The following is a 19,278-nucleotide window of genomic DNA, read 5'->3' on the forward strand; positions in this document are numbered from 1 at the left end:
TGAATCAAATTTTTGAACTTCTGAAGAATAACAATACTAATACTCCGATTTGGTTCATGCGACAAGCAGGTAGATACTTACCGGAATACATGAAAATCAGGAAAACGGTAGATAGTTTTCTTGAGTTATGCTATGATATTGATAAAGCAACTGAAATAACTCTGCAGCCGATAAGGCGTTACAATTTTGACGCAGCAATAATTTTTTCCGATATTTTAGTATTACCGCATGCACTTGGTTGGGATGTGAGGTTTAAAGAAAATATAGGTCCTATATTACGTCAATTCAAATCACACGATGATTTTAGATATTTAGAAAATGATCCTAGTAAAAAACTTTCTTCTATCTATGAGATAATCAGAAAAGTAAAAGCTGAGCTACCAATACATACTTCTTTAATTGGTTTTACCGGTAGCCCGTGGACAGTGATGAGCTATATGTTAGAGGGAAAGGGCAAACAGGATTTTAAAATAAGCAAAAAATTTATTTACGAAAATAAACAATTAGCTAAAGAGCTTTTAGATTTTATTACCGAAAAAACCGCTTATCATCTTATAAATCAAGCAAAAGCCGGAGCAGATATATTAAAGCTTTTTGATTCGTGGGCAGGAGTTTTGAGTAGCGAAGAATACGTAGATTTTGTATTACAACCTACAAAAAAAATAATAATGGAAATACGAAAATATTTTCCTAATATTCCGATTATTGGTTTTCCAAAAAACTCCGGGTGGCTATATGAAAAATACATAGTGGAAACAGGTATAGATATTATAGCTTGTGATCAGTATGTACCGCTTGAGGTAATGAAATCGTGGAGCAATAAAATAATAGTACAAGGCAATTTAGATCCGATAGTGTTACTTACCGATAAGGATGTAATTAAAGAAAAAGTGAGCAAGATTTTATCGAATTTTAACGGTAAGAAGTTTATTTTTAATCTCGGACACGGCATTATGCCGGAAACCCCTCCTGAAAACGTTGAATTTTTAGTGAATTATGTTAGAGATTTTAAAGTAACATAGCTTGTGTTTCTCTGATGCGATTGTTAAGCAAATAGTAGAACCGTCAACTATGTATAGCGTCATTCATAAAGCTTGATACAAGTGAATTTAGCCGTATAGCAGCGTTGTTGCACGGCTCTAAAAATGGTTTCAATGTCATACCGTGGCTTGTATGCATAACTGTTGAAAGTGAGAAAGTAGTAATTAAGTTATTACAATTTTTTACTACTAGAGAAAGAAATACTAATAATATGTGACCGTTCACGGTAATTTTAGTAAATAGCAGAAAGGGTTAACACCTTGGAGTTTAGAGGTCGCATAAAGTGACTTAATCCTTTCTAAGAATCTGTCGCCTCTTAGTGACCATGTAAAAAAAGAATTTTTTCGATATTTAACAAAATGTTTTATCTGTCGTTCTGCCAAGTTATTAGTTAGCTCTATTTGTGGATCATATAAAAAGAGCCATATCATATCGAATGATTTTAGTATATTATTTGCTACCCTTTGGGCTTGTAAGTAGTCAGTATTAGCGACGTCTTGCAAGTAATACAACATAACCTTTTTAATTTTTTGCATTACTGCTAAATATCGAGCTTGATCTAGCTTATTTTCTTTATGTAAATTATAAAGCCTAAATATCGTATCAGTTATATAAAGAAGGTCTGAACCAATTTTAGCAAGCGAGGCATTCTGACTATAAGCAAATCTTTTAAAATCTCTACGCAAATGAGCTAAACATATTTGACGTTTGTTGCTATCAAACATGTTATAAGCTGCATATCTATCGCTTATTACTTTGCCTTCATATTCCGGTAAAAAACTTTTTAATACCTTCTGCCCTCTTGAATTAGCTAGCTTAAATACCGTCAAAGCTTTGTTTGCAGCCACCCAACACCAATGTTTATTGCCTTTATTATTAGAACTTGTCTCATCTAAATGTAGGTAACTGCTCTCTTCGATTTTATTCAATAATTCATTATATTTATCTTCTAACTTAACTGATATTCTGTTCTCAGTATTAGAGATTAAGCCAAGACTAATATCAAGGTTAAATATTTGCTTTAATATTAATTGTACTTCTCTCTTACTATTATTAAAGAATCCACTTAAAGAGCTAATTATACTTTCAGCGTTTTTCCCTAACAATCGATAATTATCAAGTTTTGCTTTATATCTTCTATTACATAAAGTGCATATTTTCCTATACAACCTATATTCCGTAACAACCGGCTGGATAATAGGAATTTCTATTTTTTGATGGGTTCTATATTTTTCTTCTAATAGCAATGAACCACCGCATTTACAACTCTCTTCTTCAGGTATAATATCAACGTTGATATTTGATGCTTTTATTTCATAAGCATTATGTTTATGACCTATTTGACCACCGGGATTTTTATCGCTCTTTGGCTTTGTCTTCTTCTCTATCCGGTATATATCTTTAGAACTAGGAAGACCAGAGTTGCTAGAGTTCTTATTTAGCCTATCTTCCAACTCTATTAGCTTAATCTTTAATTCTTTATTTTCTTGTAAAAGCCGTTGGTTGGTTACTTCTAATAATTCTACTAGCTTTTCTAACTCTATAATTCGATCAAGATTATTCATTAATATTGCTGCTTTTCTTTTCCTATCTATTTCTATATAATTCTATTTACTTTTAAAGCTCCTATTTTCATTTATTTTTTATATTATCCGTGAACGGTCACAATAATATTACGACATTATTAGTAGTAATTTTTACCTCATATAAAGAATATTTTATGATGCTCTTTCTCACTTTCAACAGTTATGGGCTTGTATGGCGTTATTGCATGGATACCTCAAACGCCATGGCGAGGTGCTTCTTGGCACCGTGGCTCGAATTTTTGATGTCATTCCCGCGAAGGCGGGAATCCAGAAAAAAATATTTTTAAGTCATCCTGAATTTATTTCAGGATCTACTATAAGAGATGCTGAAGCAAGTTCAGCATGACAAAAAAGCCTGGATTCCCGCCTTCGCGGGAATGACATACAGTACTTTTTTAGAGCCACGCAACAACGCTAAGGAATTTAAATTTAGGTAAAAATATGAATCAATTACCGATAGCAGCAAGGCAAGCTGCAGAAATAGCCGAGAAGACGCAAAATTTATCAGATAAATTAAAAGATTTAGTAATAGACGGTAGTTGGCAGGCAAGCAGCGGAGGCATTGATCCGTTAGTTTTTGCTATAACAATTTTTGTATTAGCTTCTTTTGTGGGATATTATGTAGTTTGGAAAGTAACGCCGGCTTTACATACGCCCTTGATGTCAATTACTAATGCTATTTCAGGTATTATAGTTATTAGTTCGATGATTGCGGCAAGTAGTGCGGCTTTTAGTTTCTCTAGTTTACTTGGATATTTTGCAACTTTTCTTGCATCTATAAATATTTTCGGCGGTTTCATAGTTACAGAAAGAATGCTTGAGATGTTTAAGAAGAAATGAAATTGTTTATTTATCGGATCGAGTAACAGATATCTATTCAGAGGTCTAGCAAACCTGGCGTTGTTGCATGACTTCCAAAATCGTCATGGCAAGACGGCATTGTTGCATGGCTCGATTTTACACTTTGTGTCATTCCCTCGAAAGAGGGAATCTACTTAACAATATAACAACACTAATAAGTTAGATACCAGCTTTCGCTGGTATGACACCAAAAATTCGAGCCATGCAACAATGCCTGGATCCTCACCTTTAGCTAGAATGACATCAAAAATTCAAGCCATACAACAACACCCGGCGTGGCTTCGCCATGATAGGGTTTTCGAGTTAAAATAATAAAAAATTAGCTATTAATTTTGTGATAATAAAACTTTATTTCATTATTTTTAAATACGTCTTTTTTATTTTTAAAGCCTTTCTTTAATGAACCGCAGGAAAAATTATTTATACCGGCTTGTGCAGTATCAGGTCCTTCTAGTTTAATTTTTTCTACATCTTTATTACTCGGTATAACTATAGAAGTATGTCCGAGCCTTTTAGGATTGATATTTTTATATATTGCGACAACTAAATATCCTTGATTAGCTAATTTTTGTGCCTGGATAAAATTATTGTCCTTATCTTTATTTTTAATATAATTCCATCCTTGTTTACTTCCTTCTTTCTCATACCAATCGGCTTGTTTATTTGTAAGGAACGGAATAAAATCCGTACCGAATTCAGGATGAGGCGGTAAAGAATCTTTTGCTATATTAAGAGAAGATGCTACAGCATAAACAAAACAGCTATCATGTGTAATACGATTACCGGTTTTTTTATGCTCACCGGTATATTCTTCTATAGTTTCACCGGTTTTACAATTAATAGTTTTCCCTTTTTGCCATTTCTCTTCAACTTTTAAGGAATTAACTATTCCTAAAACTTCCTTAGCCGGCTCTGCTATAGTTTCAGCCTGGGCTAAGCTACTAATAAAAAGTAAGTAAGTTATTATAAGTTTAAAAAGTTTAGTCATGCTCTTTCTCTCATATTAATTTTATGCACAATATATATATTTTATTTATTTAAAATATTCAACTATTAATTGTATATATTTGTAATAATTTTAGTGATTTCTTTAAAAAGCATGTTTCCTTGACAAGTGCTGAGCTTTTAGATATGCTGCAAAGCAGTAATAGTGTAATATTATTAATCCGCTTCACTTGAAAATATATTTATTCACCAGCACCCGTAGCTCAATTGGATAGAGTATATGACTACGGATCATAAGGTTAGGGGTTCAAATCCTCTCGGGTGCGCCAGTCATTATTTTCAGGCAATTCTACGAACATATCGTACTAGAGAACGTAGAGAGTAATCAAGTTTCTCGTTGTTTAATTTTAGGTTCGAAAACACTAATTTTATAAGTTTCCTTTTTTCTTCAATTTTCGAACCTTTGAATGTTTTATGTGCATTTGCCGCTAAATTAAGGACGTCTATCATTCTTTGATTAAAGCTATCATCACCTTTATTATGTTCCTCTATATGAATATGAGATAAACTACAAAAAAATTAAAAACGTCTCTCTTTAATCTGTACGTTTTTTTATAGCAAGGTCAGATACCCCAAACGTCATTGCGAGCGACTAAAAGGAGCGTGGCAATCTAAAAATAATAAATTTCATAGCACTTTTTATCATTTTTTTTTCCTAGATTGCCACGTCGATTCTTCGAATCTCCTCGCAATGACGAGGTAAAATCAATCCACGTAGCCAACGCTTACCTTCTTGAGGAATTTCCCTAATGTCGACATCCTGCACTGTGGATATGCGGAGGGTGGAGCTTTAAATGCTTACCCATTTTTTTTAGTAAAGTATCACGCTTTAGTTTTGAAAGATAATCTAGAAAAACTTTGCCGTTTAAATAATCCACTTCGTGCTGGATTACCGTAGCTAAAAAACCTTCGGCGTTTAGTTCCTGTTTATTTCCTTCATAATCAAGATATTTTACTTTTATCGTTTTTGAGCGAGTAATATTTGCGTCTATCCCGGGAAAGGATAAAGACCTTTCCATAAAACTTTGCTTCTCTTCAGAAAAATAAATTATTTCCGGATTGATCAAAATAATAGGAGAAGATTTATTATTTTCATACAAATCAACTATAGCTATACGCTTTAATATCCCGACCATATTAGCACCAAGCCCAACGGCTTTTTCTATCTGCATAGTCTTAAGCATTTTATCGATTATAATACGGATATTGTCATCTACGACATCTATATACTCGGCTTGCTTTTTAAAAATTTCGTTCGGTGCGTAAATTATGGAGAAAAAGGATAAATTTGAATTCATACGATTTATTTTATTTAAAGTGAAATTTTAGTTATAAATAGAGTATTCTTTAAAAGTGCTATCTGTCATTCCCGCGAAAGCGGGAATCCAGAAAAAACACTTAAAATAAGCAAAATTATATAAAAATTTACTATATAATTCGCTTAAATATTCTCTGGATTCCCGCTTTCGCGGGAATGACATAAAACCTGCTTCAACCTATTCATGCAAGCAATACCATATATGATAACCATTAACCTACTTTATTACAACAGCCGATAATATATTTTCCTTATACGGCATCCTTGAATGAAAGGAACGCCGGCAGCTTGGATATTTTAAAGGATTAGTATAAGTGTCTTCTGCTATTTTTTTAATATTTTCTACGCCCATTTCTTGAAGTCTTGACTCTACATATTTAGGCAAATCAAACATATAATGCTCTTTTCTTTTAGACTCAATAAAAAATACCGAATTATTAGACGAATCAGTAATAAAATCAGCATAATATTTGCTATCAACTTCATAGGAAGCTTGCACAATTGCCGGACCTATTACCGCAATTAAATTCTTTGCACCTTTTTCTTTCATAGAAGTAACTAAATTGCTAATAATATTAGCTTTAGCACCCTTCCAACCGCAATGTGCTGCACCGATAACTGCCCCGTCATCACTTGCGAGCAGTACCGGTACGCAATCTGCCGTTTGAATAGCTAAAATTAAATTTTTTTTAGTAGTGATAGCACCATCTGCTTCAGGTTCAGCAATCTTGCTAGCTATATCAGCGTCAATAATTTTATTACCGTGTACCTGGCGTAAAATTAAAATATCATCTGCCGAAAAATGATTAATAATAGCTTTTTTATTTTTTTCTATTTCTGCTAAATTGATAGATGCATTTTTTTTTACGTAAATATGGCTAGAATGCTTGTAGCTTTTGTCAAAAATTTTATAATAAACTAATCCATTTATTAGTTCTTTCATGCAAATATCCTATAATGCATTTGTAAGTAACCTAGCAAATAATTTACAAAAAAACAATCAACTAGAGAAAATAATAACAAAATTCCAAAAATATTATAACTTAATTCCGGTTATAGGTGTGGAAATAGAATTTTATTTAAGCCCTAATGTTGATATATCAAAATTTGCAACTCTTACAAGTAAATATTTAGCACGACAAAAAATTTCAAAAGTAAAAAAAGAAAAAGGCAATAATCAATTTGAAATAGACTTACCGCCTTCGACAGATTTAATAAATTATATCAATGAAATATCTAATGTTAAGCTTGCTTTAGAAAATATCGCTAAAAAACTAGGCGGTAACATAAATTTTTCTCCTAAACCATTTTTAAATGATTACGGCAATAGTATGCATTTTCATATTAATTTTATTTCCGATGATAATGTAAAGGGTGATTTTACTGAGGTAGTAGCTAAAAGTTTATGCCACTATATGCTCGATACTTTTTTAATATTTATGTCTAATGAAGAGGATTATTTACGTATAGATAAAAATTTTATGGCTCCGACTAATATATCATTCGGCGGAAATAATAGAACGGTTGCTTTGCGTATACCTGACTCCTACCCAAAACGTTTGGAGCATCGTTTAGCCTCACCTACTACCGACTCGTATATAGCAATATTTACTATTCTGAAATCAATATTATTAGGCTTTCAAGCTCCCGAAAATATTAATAATATTACCAAAATATACGGCAATGCTTTTGATGAACAATATAATCTAATTTCCCTACCGAAATCACCGAGTGAAAGTTTTAAATTATTCAAGCCGGAATTTTTTGAAGATGATTAAATGAGAAGGTTGTGTCTGGAGGGATTGTTGCGTGGAATAGGTTAAGCATAGTCTATGTCATTCCTGCGAAAGCAGGAATCCAGAAAAATTAAACTAAAGAATAACTATCACTTTCAGTTATATAGAAAAAAGCCTTGTAAGTTAAGGCTTTTTAGTCTGGATTCCTGCTTTCGCAGGAATGACATAGACCGTGCTTTTATTATCCATGCAAACGCCTCGCCCTCGCAGGAATGAACATAAGGAGTAGCGGAAATAACGTAGAGAACACGAATAATATCAACTACTTAACGAGAATATAACTCGATCACTAAGTTAATTTCCGGCTCAAAGGGATAAGGCACGTCGGAAATTCCCGGTACTCGTACAAATTTTCCTGACAGAGAAGTAACGTCAAAGGACAAATAACCGGGTGCAGTCTGACCTTGCTTTGATACGGACTCCAAAACAACTGCCATTTGCTTAGTAGAATCTTTAAGCTCGATAACATCCCCTTCTTTCAATCGCATACTGGCAATATCAGCTTTCCTGCCGTTTACTTTAATGTGACCGTGTGAAACTAATTGTCTAGCGGCAAAAATTGTCGATACGATATTCATCCTATATACTACGGTATCAAGTCGGCTTTCGAGTAGCCCGATAAAATTCTCACCGGTATTACCTTTCATTTTTTGGGCAAGAGCAAAGATATTCTTAAATTGCTTTTCATTAATACGACCGTAATGACATTTTAGTCGTTGTTTTGCTTTTAAGTGTAAACCATAATCGGAAGTTTTAATCATGGTATTTTGCCCGTGCTGACCGGGACGATAATTTCTAGTGTTAAAGGCGTCTTTACTATCTCCCCATAGGCTAACACCCAATCTTCTACTAGCTTTATACTTAGAACTAACGATTTTTGTCACTATTGTATTCCCTTGTAATTTATAACAATATTATTTATTACAAAAAATATATACATTTCTCACATTAAAGTCAATCCTTGATTTTTATAGTCAATTGATTTAAACTTGCCGACATCTTTGCCCGCTCTTCACTATATTAATGCGAATTATGTATAAATTCCTATGAATTCAATAGCCCATGCAACGACACTTGCTACTGAAGATAACCGCAGTACCGTTAAAAACTATATTTCGCTTATGAAGCCACGAGTAATGTCTTTGGTAATCTTTACGGGATTTTCAGGTGCGTGGCTTGCACCCTCTTCTATTCATCCTTTTATTGCTTTTATTGCGGTGCTATGTATTGCACTTGGTGCCGGAAGTGCCGGAACAATCAATATGTGGTATGACAGAGATATCGACCGACTAATGAAACGTACACAAAAAAGACCCTTAATAACCGGAGTTATAGAGGCTGACGAAGCTTTATCTTTTGGCATAATAACCGGTTTCTTTTCAGTTTTTTTTATGGCTTTGTGCGTTAACTTTCTTGCTGCCGCCTTATTATTATTTACTATTTGCTACTATATTTTCATTTATACGATGTGGTTAAAACGCTCTACCGTACAAAATATCGTTATCGGCGGTGTTGCCGGTGCTCTTCCTCCTATGATTGGCTGGGCAGCTGTTAGTAATGAGATATCTATTGCCTCATTTACCTTATTTTTAATTATCTTTATTTGGACACCGCCCCATTCTTGGGCCTTGGCTCTTTTCTGTAATGAAGATTATAAAAATTGTAAAGTGCCGATGATGCCGGCGGTGAAAGGTGCTTATTATACTAAGAAACAAGTACTTATTTATAGCATTGCCCTATTTATCACTTCCCTGATGCCTTTTTTTGTCAAAATAAGTAATCATACATATTTGATAATTGCCGGCATACTTGGAATAATATTTTTATATTACTCTATTTCGTTATTTCGTGATACTCCTGATCATAAGCAAGCAAAAAGGCTTTTTGCCTATTCAATATTTTATTTATTTGCTATATTTTTAGCACTGGATTTTTGTAAGGGTTAATGTCATTCCCGTGAAAACGGGAATCCAGAAAAATAATAGTCATCCTGAATTTATTTCAGGGTCTATTACAAAAAGATGCGGCAAACTTGTTCAGCATGACAAAAAAAGTCTGGATTCCCGTTTTCACGGGAATGACAAACGTCACTTAAAACGGCTTTTTCAACCCCTTCTGTAATATTTATTAACCGGATCATTAGCTTTATTATCGTTACTCTCTTGATTATCGGTAGGCTGACCATCTTGAGGTTCAGCAGATTTCTTTTTACCGATTCCTAGTGCATTCTTAATAATATTTTCCGGCTTAGCTTCTCCGCCCTTTAAATCTTTAACAACACTATTTAGGACATTTTTAACTAAATGCTTTTGTAAAGCTTTAGCATCTAATTTATGTTGTGGGTTATTTAGAAAGCCGTATAGTTTAACGCCTAGAGGCGGAAGATTGGCTATATTGACAGTCGCATTTATATCCATCATATATTGCGGTAAATTAATTTGACCGGTAGCGGTCGCAATAGCCGGCGAAGCATCAAGTCGGCATTCGATTAATTTGACGATGCCGTTTTCAATATCGGCATTAGCAACTAAATTATTAAAAGCCGTTTCTCCGCCGGTAAAAGAAGAATTAATTACTCGGAGAACCCCTTCAGCATTTTTAACGTTATTTACCGCATCAACTATTTTATTTAAATCAAATCCGCTTATTTTGCCGTTTAAGGCATTCATACTAAATTTTCCGCCTAGGTTACTTACATATTTATAACTACTATTTCCATGAGTATTAAGGTCGGCTTTTAGACTTAACTGCCCTTCGGTTACTTTAATTTTGCCGCCTTGCGGTATTATATTTCTTAAATGTGCATGTTTTAAATCAATGTTGAAAGAAGCACCTTGGTCTTTACTCGCTTGCACATAACCGCTTACGTTAAGCTGCCCGCCGTAAATATTTGAAGTGAGGGAATTAATATTTAATTTACCCTTTTCTATATTTAATTTTACCCTCAAACTATCAAGAACTAAAGAGTCTTGGGTAAGTTTGTTTATGAAAACGGTAACATTTCCTTCAATTGAATTTAAAAAAGATAAATCTACTTGGTTATTAGACCAAGGAGCACCGCCGCCGGAAATATTTTTAGCAATATTTTGATCACTAACCTTGGTATTTGATTGGCTAGCTGAATCCGAAGCAATTATTTTATCCAAATTAACTAAATTACTTTGTAAATCTAGCGTAAAATTCGGTTTTGTGCCGCTTAAGTTAACATTGCCTTTAACTAATATATCGGTATTGAAAATACCTATTTTATCGTTGATTTGAAAAATATCACCGATTTTTTGTACTTCACCGCTAATTTGTAAAGACCCAATAGAGCTAGAGCTATTAACGCCTAACAAATTCATAAAAGAATTAGCATTATTAACTTTTAAATTATGAGAAACTAAAATATCTTGCGGTAGGTTTTTTACTTTAATCATACCTTGCAAGCTAGTATTTGCAGCAAGGAAATTGATATTTTGGAAGGTTATTTCTTGAGGATTATAAATTAGATTAGTAGCAAATGTTAATTTTTGATTAGCGATAGGCAGGGATTTAGCCGGTTTTATATTTAAAGCCGTAAGTAAAGGCTGGATTGCTTGAGCTTGTAGTTTAATATCGCCGTTAAAAATAGCAGATTTATCAATATTAGAAGCTAGGTCAACTATAATATTACCGGGATTTAAAACTATATTTGCTTTAATATTATTTTGATCGATATCATAATTAGCTTGAGCCGCAAGCTCGATATCTTTAAAGTTAAGCCTCGCATCTTTGATAGCTAGCTGTTTATTATCCGCTAAAATAGAGGTTATTAACTCATAATCACCTTGCAACTGAACAGGAACACCAAAATTTTTGCTATTACCTTTAATCGATGCATTGCCTATAAAAGAGTTGTTATCGGTATCAAATTTCCCTTCAACTTTAATTTTTTCGCTTAAAATATCAAGAGAGACGACAATAGGAATAATTTTTGCAAGCTCCGCTATATTTCCCGTAACATTAATTTGTTGCTCCAAACCGTTCATCGACAAAGTAAAATCTATCGGACCTTTGATACTATTAATTTTAGTATCGAGATTTATGCCGCCAACCACCCCTCGCCCTTTACCGTCAATATAAGTCAATTTCCCGTTTACGATTTTGATATGCTTAACAAAAACAGGTAATTCTACAGTATTATTCTCAATAACGGCAACTGCATTTCCGGTAGTATTATTCTTCTTCTCAGCCTTAGTCATTTCCCAGTTTTTGCGTCCGTCGGCTAATATCTCTAAATTAATTGTCGGTTCTTGTAGCTCAATACTGGCTATTTCAATTGAACCGGTAATAAGCGGGAACAGGCTAAGAGCCGCTCTAGCTTCTTTTATATCAACTAAAGACGGCTCTTTTGTCCCTGCTATAGACGATAATCTAACTTCTTGCAGTTGCACGGAAGGGTTTGGCAGTATCTTAAGTTTTATATCACCGTTAATTACTAGATCACGCCCTGTTGCCTCCTTAACTTTACTTATTACTAAACCTTTATAACTATTTAAAGGAATAAAAAAAGGTATTATAATTAAGAGAGCAACTGTAATCAGCAATGTAACAATTGAGTATTTTAAAGCTTTCGGCATGACTTAAACCTAACTAAAAATGCATTAATAATTATTATTAATACAAATTTAGCTAGCTTTGTCACGCTAATTTTATTAAGTCTTACTCACTATCGCTGTAGTCCTCACTAAAACCTAGTACCGATAGCTCATCACTTTCATGGTTTTTATCACCTTCGACACCTTTACTTGCATTAATTATCAATAATAATTTAATTTTTGCAAAGCAGACTTCTTCACTTTCTTCTGGAAACATTTCAATCATTTTATCGTATACTTCAACAAGTTCTTCAAGGCGTTCTAATTTTATTAAAACTTGTCCTTTTTCGCATAAAGCTTCCAAGCAATTACAGTCAATTTCTAAAGCTTTATTATAATCTGCAAGAGCTTTTTCAGCTTTGCCAAATTGCTTTAAAGAAACGTTACCTTTCCATACTATTATTTCGGCAATCTCTTTACTTAATTCTTTATTTCTTCCTTTAGCTAAAGCCGGTATTTCTTGTTTCTCACTTGTGTATATCCAACAAATATCTTTCTCATAAAGAGGAGTCTTAATTTCTAAAGCCTTCTTATAACATTCTATCGCTTTCTTACCTATTTCTTGATCCTTTAAATTATTATCAATAGCAAGGTTTAATAATATATTACCCTTGTTATAGTAAGCTATTATTAGAGAAGGATTTAATTCTATAACTTGATCACAATAACTAGCAGCTTCTTTATATTGAGCTAATTTAAAATATGTTTCCCCTAATTTACCTATTGCTTCTATATAATAGGGCTGTTCTTGAATAGCTTTTTTAAAATTGGTAGAAGCTTCTTCATAATTTTTTAGTCTAAGGTAAATTCGTCCTATATACAAATATATTTCCTTAAGTGATGCAGAAGAATCTAATGGTTCTTTGAGAGCATTATTAAATAAAGTAAGTGCTCTTTCATTGTTCCATAAACGGAACAATTTTCTTGCGTTATTATAATTATCAACGTAATTATTAACAAAAAAATCAGAGGTTAAATCGTTATTTTTCATAAATTTGTTACTTACTCCTTAATTAATAAACTATTTTTTAAGGAGTGAATTATAACAGATAAAAAATATATTACAAGCTATATGTAATACTTAATGCGGCATTGAAAAATAAAAAAAGATACCTTGGAAAATCTACGTCATTGCAAGGAAATTACGGCATTGTTGCGTGGCTCTAAAGAAGTGCTATATGTCATTCCCGCGAAGGCGGGAATCCAGAAAAAACACTTAAAATAAGCAAAATTATATAAAAATTTACTATGTAATTCGCTTAAATACTCTCTAGATTCCTGCTTTCGCGGGAATGACATCGAAAAATTCGAGCTATGCAACAACGCTCTTGGCGTCTCGTCATGGCGAGGTTTTTCGAGCCATGCAACAAGACAAACATAATTATTAAGAAACGGTTTATAGCATATAAAAAAAACCTGTATCGTACTTAATTTTACACGATTAAATTTAAGAAGAAATAATCTCCGGAACGTAAACGACATAATCTTTAGTAATAATAGGAAAGAAAATTTTAGTAAAAGGCAATAATTCTATTTTTTTGTCTAGAAATTCTATTTCTATTAAATCGCCGGCACCAAAATTAAAAATATTTTTTATTTTGCCTAAAGGCTTCATTGATTGATCAAATACGGGTAAATTATTTAAATCCGTTATATAAAATTCATCTTCTCCTAACTCCGGCAAAATCTCTCTTAAACAAAATAATTTATAGCCTTTTAGACTTGCCGCCTCTTCCCTATTTAATATTTTATTAAACTTACAAATTAAATTCCCTTGAGAATTTTGATTAATTAATTTAATGTTAATATCTTCGCCCGATTCATTTACTAGTTTCATTTTGGCAATATTTGCTGCAGGATCAGTAAAAGATTTTATAATAACATTTCCTCGCACACCGTGAGACGATGTTATTACACCAACTAAAATTAAATTTTGCGAGAAAGTCATTAATTTGCCTTTAAATTCTAATAGTTATAGGTAATAATATTTAAAAAGCTTTTATAAATTACATAACATGATAAAAAAAATAATTGCCTTTACTACAATTAGCGTTGCGTTATTAATATTTACAATATTTAGTGCCTCGTTTCTTATTAATTATAATTCTATAGACAAAAATTTTGTTGCTCATTTTGGTATTACTGCCCCGAATATCGGGAAAGTAACAGTAAATAAACTCCCTTTCCCTTATTTAATTATTGAATCAATAACCGAAGAAGGGAAAATAGAATTAGAAAAAATAGAAGTTCATTTTTCGTTTTGGTCGTTCTTAAACTTTAAGCCTAAAATTAGCCGTCTTAATATATTAGATGCTAAAATCTATTCAAATGACAATAAATTAAATATTTACGATCATGAACAATTAATAAATATTTTTCTAAATTCTAACTTAAAAGATATAAAGCTCAATATTACTAATTTAAATATTATTAATAAGCAAGATTATTCTATTGTGAATTTTACTAATTGTTCCTTAGGACAAGAAAATAATTTATCGTCTAACATTTTATTTAAAGCAAACCATAATATAGGAGAAATTTCGGGTTCTGTTAAGCAAAATAATGACCTGATAGATTTCAATCTAAATATTAATAATAGTAATTATAGCCTTAAGATATCGGAAACTTATAAAAATTCTAAACTAGGGACGAAATTAGAAAATGGTACCGGCGAATATCAAATAAAAAATTTAGCCGCTTTTTTGCATAGTATTTTACCGGAGTTAAATCATATTTTTAGCAAATTTAAACAAAATGAACCTATAAATATTAAATTTAATATTTTAGCGGCAGAAGATATATTGCAATTAAAAGATATAACGATAAATTCGCCTTTTGTTTTAGGAAACGGGGTAATGGATATCAGTAAAAATAATAAAGTTCCGAGCCTTATTACCTTACATTTTCCGAAAATAGATATAAATTCCCTTCTTACTTCAAATATTTCTGATCAATTTAATAGCGTTCCTGCTAATTTGAGGTTTATTTTTGCCGATAAATTATTAAAAACCGACATTACAATCGATGAAATAGTTTTAAGCAATAATGAGTCGTTAGATAAAATAATCTTTTCTTCTAACTTAACGGAAGGAATTTTAAAAGTAGAAGAGTTTTCAGGTAGTATTAGAACAGGAGGGCAATTTAAGCTTACGGGAGACGTAACACAAAATTCGATAAGAAGTATGTTTGACGGCAAGATTTCCTTAACTCACAATGATTTAAACTCTCTATTAGATATATTAGGGTTTAGCAGTGCAACTGTGAAAGAGGTCACCCCCTTTGTATTGTCCTCAGATTTAAAATTAACTTTAATAGATTTATATTTAAGAAATTTCTTATTGAAAACTGATAATCTTAATGTAACGGGTGATTTATCTACTAAATTTATAGCGTCTATTCCGCATGTGAATGCCACCCTTAATTTTTCTTTGCTGGATTTAACTAAGCAAACCTACCCTATAATTTCACCGATTATCGAGTTTATTGAAGACTTAACGAAAGATATGAAAAATTCAGATTACCTAAATAAATTTATCCCGATCAGAACATTAAATTGTTTGGCTAACTTAGATTTTACCATAGATAATATAAATTTTGCCGATAATTCATTTGAAAAAGTAAATTTATTAGCCAATATCTCGCCGGCTCATCTCAAAGTTAATAATTTGGATATTCGAGCAGGTAATAATTATTTATCGACTAGTTGGGATTTAGAAGCATCGAGTTTCAAGCCTATATTAACCACGGAAATAAAAGACGGAGTTTTTGAAACTAATTTTTTATCCCCCGCCTCACTGCTTGCTTTAAGAAATAAGTTGTTTAACGAATATAGCATAGATAAAATTTCTTTAAAAATTTACGGAAAACTAACTAAATTATTCCAAAATGATTTAATAATAGAAAATCTTAAATTCCGCATAGAAAATGACAATAATTTATTCAAAATTAATAGTATAGAAGCAAATATATTGGCAGGTAAATTTCAAGGAACAGGGAATATTTTACTAGACTCTAATTCTATCAACTTTGTTTATGCCCTTAATATGATTGATTTAACAGGATTATCGACTATTATCCCTAAAATATTCCCCTCTTTAAACGGTCAAGCTAGTATAAACGGTAATTTTTCAACTAGCGGCGATACATTAAAAAATCAATTATATAACCTTACTACGGAGTCACAATTTGCAATAAATAATATAAAGGTTAATAATTTTTCTATTGATTCTTTTATAGAAAAAATCAACTCACAAAATTACAATCCACAAAATCTTGACTATGATTTAAAAACTATATCATATGGACAAAATACAATTAGCACTATAAAAGGCGATATTAAGTTAGAAAAAGGTATAGCTCTCTTAAAGAATATAACTTTTAATACCCAATATAGTTCCGGTGCGGCATCTATGGCCATAAATATATATAATTTCGATACGAATTTCTCTTCTATTTTATCTTTTTATGTTCCGCGTATAACCCCTGATTTAAACGGTCAAAACGCAAATGATCCAAATAATAAGGATATTCTGACAAATCTTAATATAAAACTTCAAGGAAATATTTTTAGTCCAAAACAAACTATTGATAGTAGCGAGTTAAAAAAATTGTTTCAGATATCAGAAATTCCGGTAAAAAATCCTGCCGCTAACCCTTAAATTAAGGTATAATATACTCACGGAGCGTATATTTGAAAAATATAATTAAAATTTTTAGGTAACAATATGGCTAAAATAAAATCTATCGAAGAAAATGTCAGCTTTGAATCGGCACTTGCCGAATTAGAGGAGATCGTAAAAAAAATAGATGACGGTCAGGAAAGTTTAGAATCGGCAGTTAATAGTTTTGAAAGAGGAGTTTTACTAAAAAATTATTGCGAGAAAAAACTCCAAGAAGCACGTTTGAAAATTGAAAAAATTACTAAACTTGCAGATTCTACGGTAACTTTAGAGGAAATAGAATTATAAACTTTTTGAGCTGTCATATTGTGACAGCGTCATTCTTGCACGGCATTAGCGTTGTTGCGTGGCTCTAAAAAAGTGCCGTATGTCATTCCCGCGTGGCATTGTTGCGTGGCTCGAATTTTTGCAAAGCGTACGGTGTCATTCTAGTTCCTTGATCACGGCATCCAGTCTTTTTATTAAGGTTTTTTCTGGATACCGTGGTCAAGCCACGGTATGACACCATACTTGTAATAACCATAATACGGTAAAATCGATCCACGCAACAATGCCTTCCCGCGTAGGCGGGAATCCAGAGGATATTTAAGCGGATTATATAGTGAATTTTTATATAATTTTGCTTATTTTAAGTGTTTTTTCTGGATTCCCGCCTTTAGCTAGAATGACATCGAAAACTCGAGCCACGCAACAATGCCGCAGAGGCAGAAATCCAGGCTTTTTCTATATAATTTACTACTGCACTTAATGGTATTTATCAACAATGAGCAATATATTCGATTACGTAATTGATTTTCTCTATAGCCTGCATAATGTTACTTTATTCTTAATAATAAATATTATTTTGATGATTTTTTGTACCATTTGTTTACATTTTACAAAATCTATCATTCCTAATAATTTTCAAAGAGAAGAGCTAGGCAGTTTAGCCCGGATATTGCATGAGATATAGGAGACAAAATCCTCGTAAAGCTGTATAATACTGGTATTTCATTAGAATAATACAAAGGATTTTGTCATGACAAATTGTATAGCATATAGTTACCAGTTTTCCAAAGTAAAAAATCGGACAATAGAGATAAATTTCACTGGAGGTGATATTAGTAGCGATGGAGGTGTGTTGTTATTAAGAGAAGCAGATAAAAGGCTTGGTATAACAGAGGAGCTTGCTAAAATATTTCCTGATAGACGAGATGGTAGTAAAATTACCCATAATATGGCAACAATGCTGAGGCAACGAATTTATGGTATTGCATTAGGTTATGAAGATTTAAATGACCACAATTATCTACGAAAATGTCCTGCTATGCAAACAGCTATGGAAACAATTGATGATATGGCAAGTAGTTCTACCTTATGTCGTATAGAAAACAATGCTGATAGACACTTTGCAATTAAAGTGCATGAACTAATGCTTGATAAATTTATTAAGTCTCATAAAATAGTACCAAAGCAGCTAATACTTGATTTTGATGCTACGGATGATGAAATTCATGGGCAACAGGAAGGTAAGTTTTATCATGGTTATTACGGTCATAATTGCTTTTTACCTTTGTATGTTTTTTGTGGAAAGCATCTGTTAGTTAGTTATCTTAGGACGTCAAAGCAGGATCAAGCAAAACATTCTTGGGCAATATTATCATTGTTAGTAAAACGTTTTCGCCAAGCTTGGCCAGAGGTAAAGATTATTTTTCGTGGTGATAGTGGATTTTGTCGTCATCAGATGTTTGATTGGTGTGATATTCATAATATAAAATATATTGTAGGAATGCCCCAAAATAACAGACTAAATGAGTTACTGAAACCTACAATGGAGAAGTCAAAAGCAGCATTTATTATAACCCAAGAAAAGCAACGTCTTTTTAGTGAGTTTCCATATAAGGCTGGTAGTTGGAGTCATGAACGTAGAATAATTGGTAAGGCAGAAATGACAATGCTTGGAGAAAATCCAAGGTATATAGTAACTAATTTATCAGATAAACCTGAAGATTTATACGACAAAGTTTACTGTGGTCGTGGTGATATGGAAAACCGTATAAAAGAGCAACAACTAGAATTATTTGCAGATCGTACTTCTTGTCATAGATGGTGGGCTAATCAGCTCAGAATGATTTTATCGGGTCTTGCATACACTTTAGTAGAATATATCAGAGGTAATTTATTACAAGGTAGTGCATTAGCAAAAGCACAAATAGGTACAATACGTTTAAAATTATTAAAAATTGGGGTAGTAATTATCCGTAATACTAGGCGTATTAAGTTTTTGTTATCTTCATCATATCCTTACCGACAGGTATGGAATCATGTGATGAAGAAATTAGCATTAGAATAACCTAGATTAGCACTGTTCCCGGTGCTTAGAAAAAATGGGGT

Annotated in this window: 14 protein-coding genes, 1 tRNA gene and 1 pseudogene; 8 read left to right on the forward strand and 8 right to left on the reverse strand. The window is 32.4% G+C overall.

The window, feature by feature from the left end:
- Positions 1 to 56 precede the first annotated feature (56 nt).
- Positions 57 to 1,022: a uroporphyrinogen decarboxylase gene (gene hemE, locus AAGD48_RS00005; RefSeq protein ID WP_341789948.1), complete on the forward strand. Its 966-nt coding sequence runs from the start codon at positions 57 to 59 to the stop codon at positions 1,020 to 1,022.
- A 240-nt stretch (positions 1,023 to 1,262) separates the two neighbouring features.
- On the opposite strand, the gene tnpC is transcribed toward hemE, so the two are convergent.
- Positions 1,263 to 2,606, reverse strand: a complete 1,344-nt coding sequence (gene tnpC, locus AAGD48_RS00010; RefSeq protein WP_341789949.1) for an IS66 family transposase — start codon at positions 2,604 to 2,606, stop codon at positions 1,263 to 1,265.
- 462 nt (positions 2,607 to 3,068) lie between these two features.
- On the opposite strand from tnpC, the gene AAGD48_RS00015 reads away from it, so the two are divergent.
- Positions 3,069 to 3,467, forward strand: a complete 399-nt coding sequence (locus AAGD48_RS00015) for an NAD(P) transhydrogenase subunit alpha (RefSeq protein ID WP_341789950.1) — start codon at positions 3,069 to 3,071, stop codon at positions 3,465 to 3,467.
- Between the two features lie 340 nt (positions 3,468 to 3,807).
- Here AAGD48_RS00015 and AAGD48_RS00020 read toward each other — a convergent pair whose 3' ends face one another.
- Complete coding sequence (locus AAGD48_RS00020) at positions 3,808 to 4,476, reverse strand: hypothetical protein (protein ID WP_341789951.1); 669 nt, start codon at positions 4,474 to 4,476, stop codon at positions 3,808 to 3,810.
- A 209-nt stretch (positions 4,477 to 4,685) separates the two neighbouring features.
- Here AAGD48_RS00020 and AAGD48_RS00025 point away from each other — a divergent pair.
- Positions 4,686 to 4,762: transfer RNA gene (locus AAGD48_RS00025), tRNA-Arg, on the forward strand.
- 477 nt (positions 4,763 to 5,239) lie between these two features.
- Here the strand turns inward: AAGD48_RS00025 and def are convergent.
- Together def and pgeF are read right to left on the reverse strand one after the other, a co-directional pair.
- Positions 5,240 to 5,791: a peptide deformylase gene (gene def / locus AAGD48_RS00030; RefSeq protein WP_341789952.1), complete on the reverse strand. Its 552-nt coding sequence runs from the start codon at positions 5,789 to 5,791 to the stop codon at positions 5,240 to 5,242.
- Between the two features lie 237 nt (positions 5,792 to 6,028).
- Positions 6,029 to 6,754 (reverse strand): peptidoglycan editing factor PgeF, encoded by a 726-nt coding sequence (gene pgeF / locus AAGD48_RS00035; protein ID WP_341789953.1) that lies wholly within the window; start codon positions 6,752 to 6,754, stop codon positions 6,029 to 6,031.
- On the opposite strand from pgeF, the gene AAGD48_RS00040 reads away from it, so the two are divergent.
- Complete coding sequence (locus AAGD48_RS00040; RefSeq protein WP_341789954.1) at positions 6,753 to 7,589, forward strand: glutamine synthetase; 837 nt, start codon at positions 6,753 to 6,755, stop codon at positions 7,587 to 7,589. The genes pgeF and AAGD48_RS00040 overlap by 2 nt on opposite strands.
- A gap of 284 nt (positions 7,590 to 7,873) precedes the next feature.
- Here the strand turns inward: AAGD48_RS00040 and rpsD are convergent, their stop codons facing one another.
- Positions 7,874 to 8,491: a 30S ribosomal protein S4 gene (rpsD, locus tag AAGD48_RS00045; protein WP_341789955.1), complete on the reverse strand. Its 618-nt coding sequence runs from the start codon at positions 8,489 to 8,491 to the stop codon at positions 7,874 to 7,876.
- 162 nt (positions 8,492 to 8,653) lie between these two features.
- On the opposite strand from rpsD, the gene cyoE reads away from it, so the two are divergent.
- Positions 8,654 to 9,553, forward strand: a complete 900-nt coding sequence (gene cyoE / locus AAGD48_RS00050) for a heme o synthase (protein WP_341789956.1) — start codon at positions 8,654 to 8,656, stop codon at positions 9,551 to 9,553.
- A gap of 145 nt (positions 9,554 to 9,698) precedes the next feature.
- Here the strand turns inward: cyoE and AAGD48_RS00055 are convergent.
- The 3 genes and pseudogenes from AAGD48_RS00055 to rimM all read right to left on the reverse strand — a co-directional run bounded on the left by AAGD48_RS00055 (position 9,699) and on the right by rimM (position 14,174).
- A pseudogene (locus tag AAGD48_RS00055) lies at positions 9,699 to 12,208 on the reverse strand (AsmA family protein).
- An 82-nt stretch (positions 12,209 to 12,290) separates the two neighbouring features.
- Entirely contained in the window at positions 12,291 to 13,217 is a 927-nt protein-coding gene (locus tag AAGD48_RS00060; protein WP_341789958.1) for a tetratricopeptide repeat protein, read from the reverse strand.
- 456 nt (positions 13,218 to 13,673) lie between these two features.
- Positions 13,674 to 14,174, reverse strand: coding sequence for a ribosome maturation factor RimM (rimM, locus tag AAGD48_RS00065; protein ID WP_341789959.1), 501 nt, complete (start codon positions 14,172 to 14,174; stop codon positions 13,674 to 13,676).
- Between the two features lie 67 nt (positions 14,175 to 14,241).
- On the opposite strand from rimM, the gene AAGD48_RS00070 reads away from it, so the two are divergent.
- The 3 genes from AAGD48_RS00070 (at position 14,242) to AAGD48_RS00080 (ending at position 19,237) form a co-directional block, all read left to right on the forward strand.
- Entirely contained in the window at positions 14,242 to 16,884 is a 2,643-nt protein-coding gene (locus AAGD48_RS00070) for an AsmA-like C-terminal region-containing protein (RefSeq protein WP_341789960.1), read from the forward strand.
- A 66-nt stretch (positions 16,885 to 16,950) separates the two neighbouring features.
- On the forward strand, positions 16,951 to 17,193 hold the full coding sequence (locus AAGD48_RS00075) for an exodeoxyribonuclease VII small subunit (RefSeq protein ID WP_341789961.1): 243 nt from the start codon (positions 16,951 to 16,953) through the stop codon (positions 17,191 to 17,193).
- Between the two features lie 730 nt (positions 17,194 to 17,923).
- Positions 17,924 to 19,237, forward strand: coding sequence for an IS1380 family transposase (locus AAGD48_RS00080; protein ID WP_341789277.1), 1,314 nt, complete (start codon positions 17,924 to 17,926; stop codon positions 19,235 to 19,237).
- Positions 19,238 to 19,278 lie beyond the last annotated feature (41 nt).

Source organism: Rickettsia endosymbiont of Polydrusus tereticollis (genome assembly GCF_964026385.1).
Taxonomy (GTDB): Bacteria; Pseudomonadota; Alphaproteobacteria; order Rickettsiales; family Rickettsiaceae; genus Rickettsia.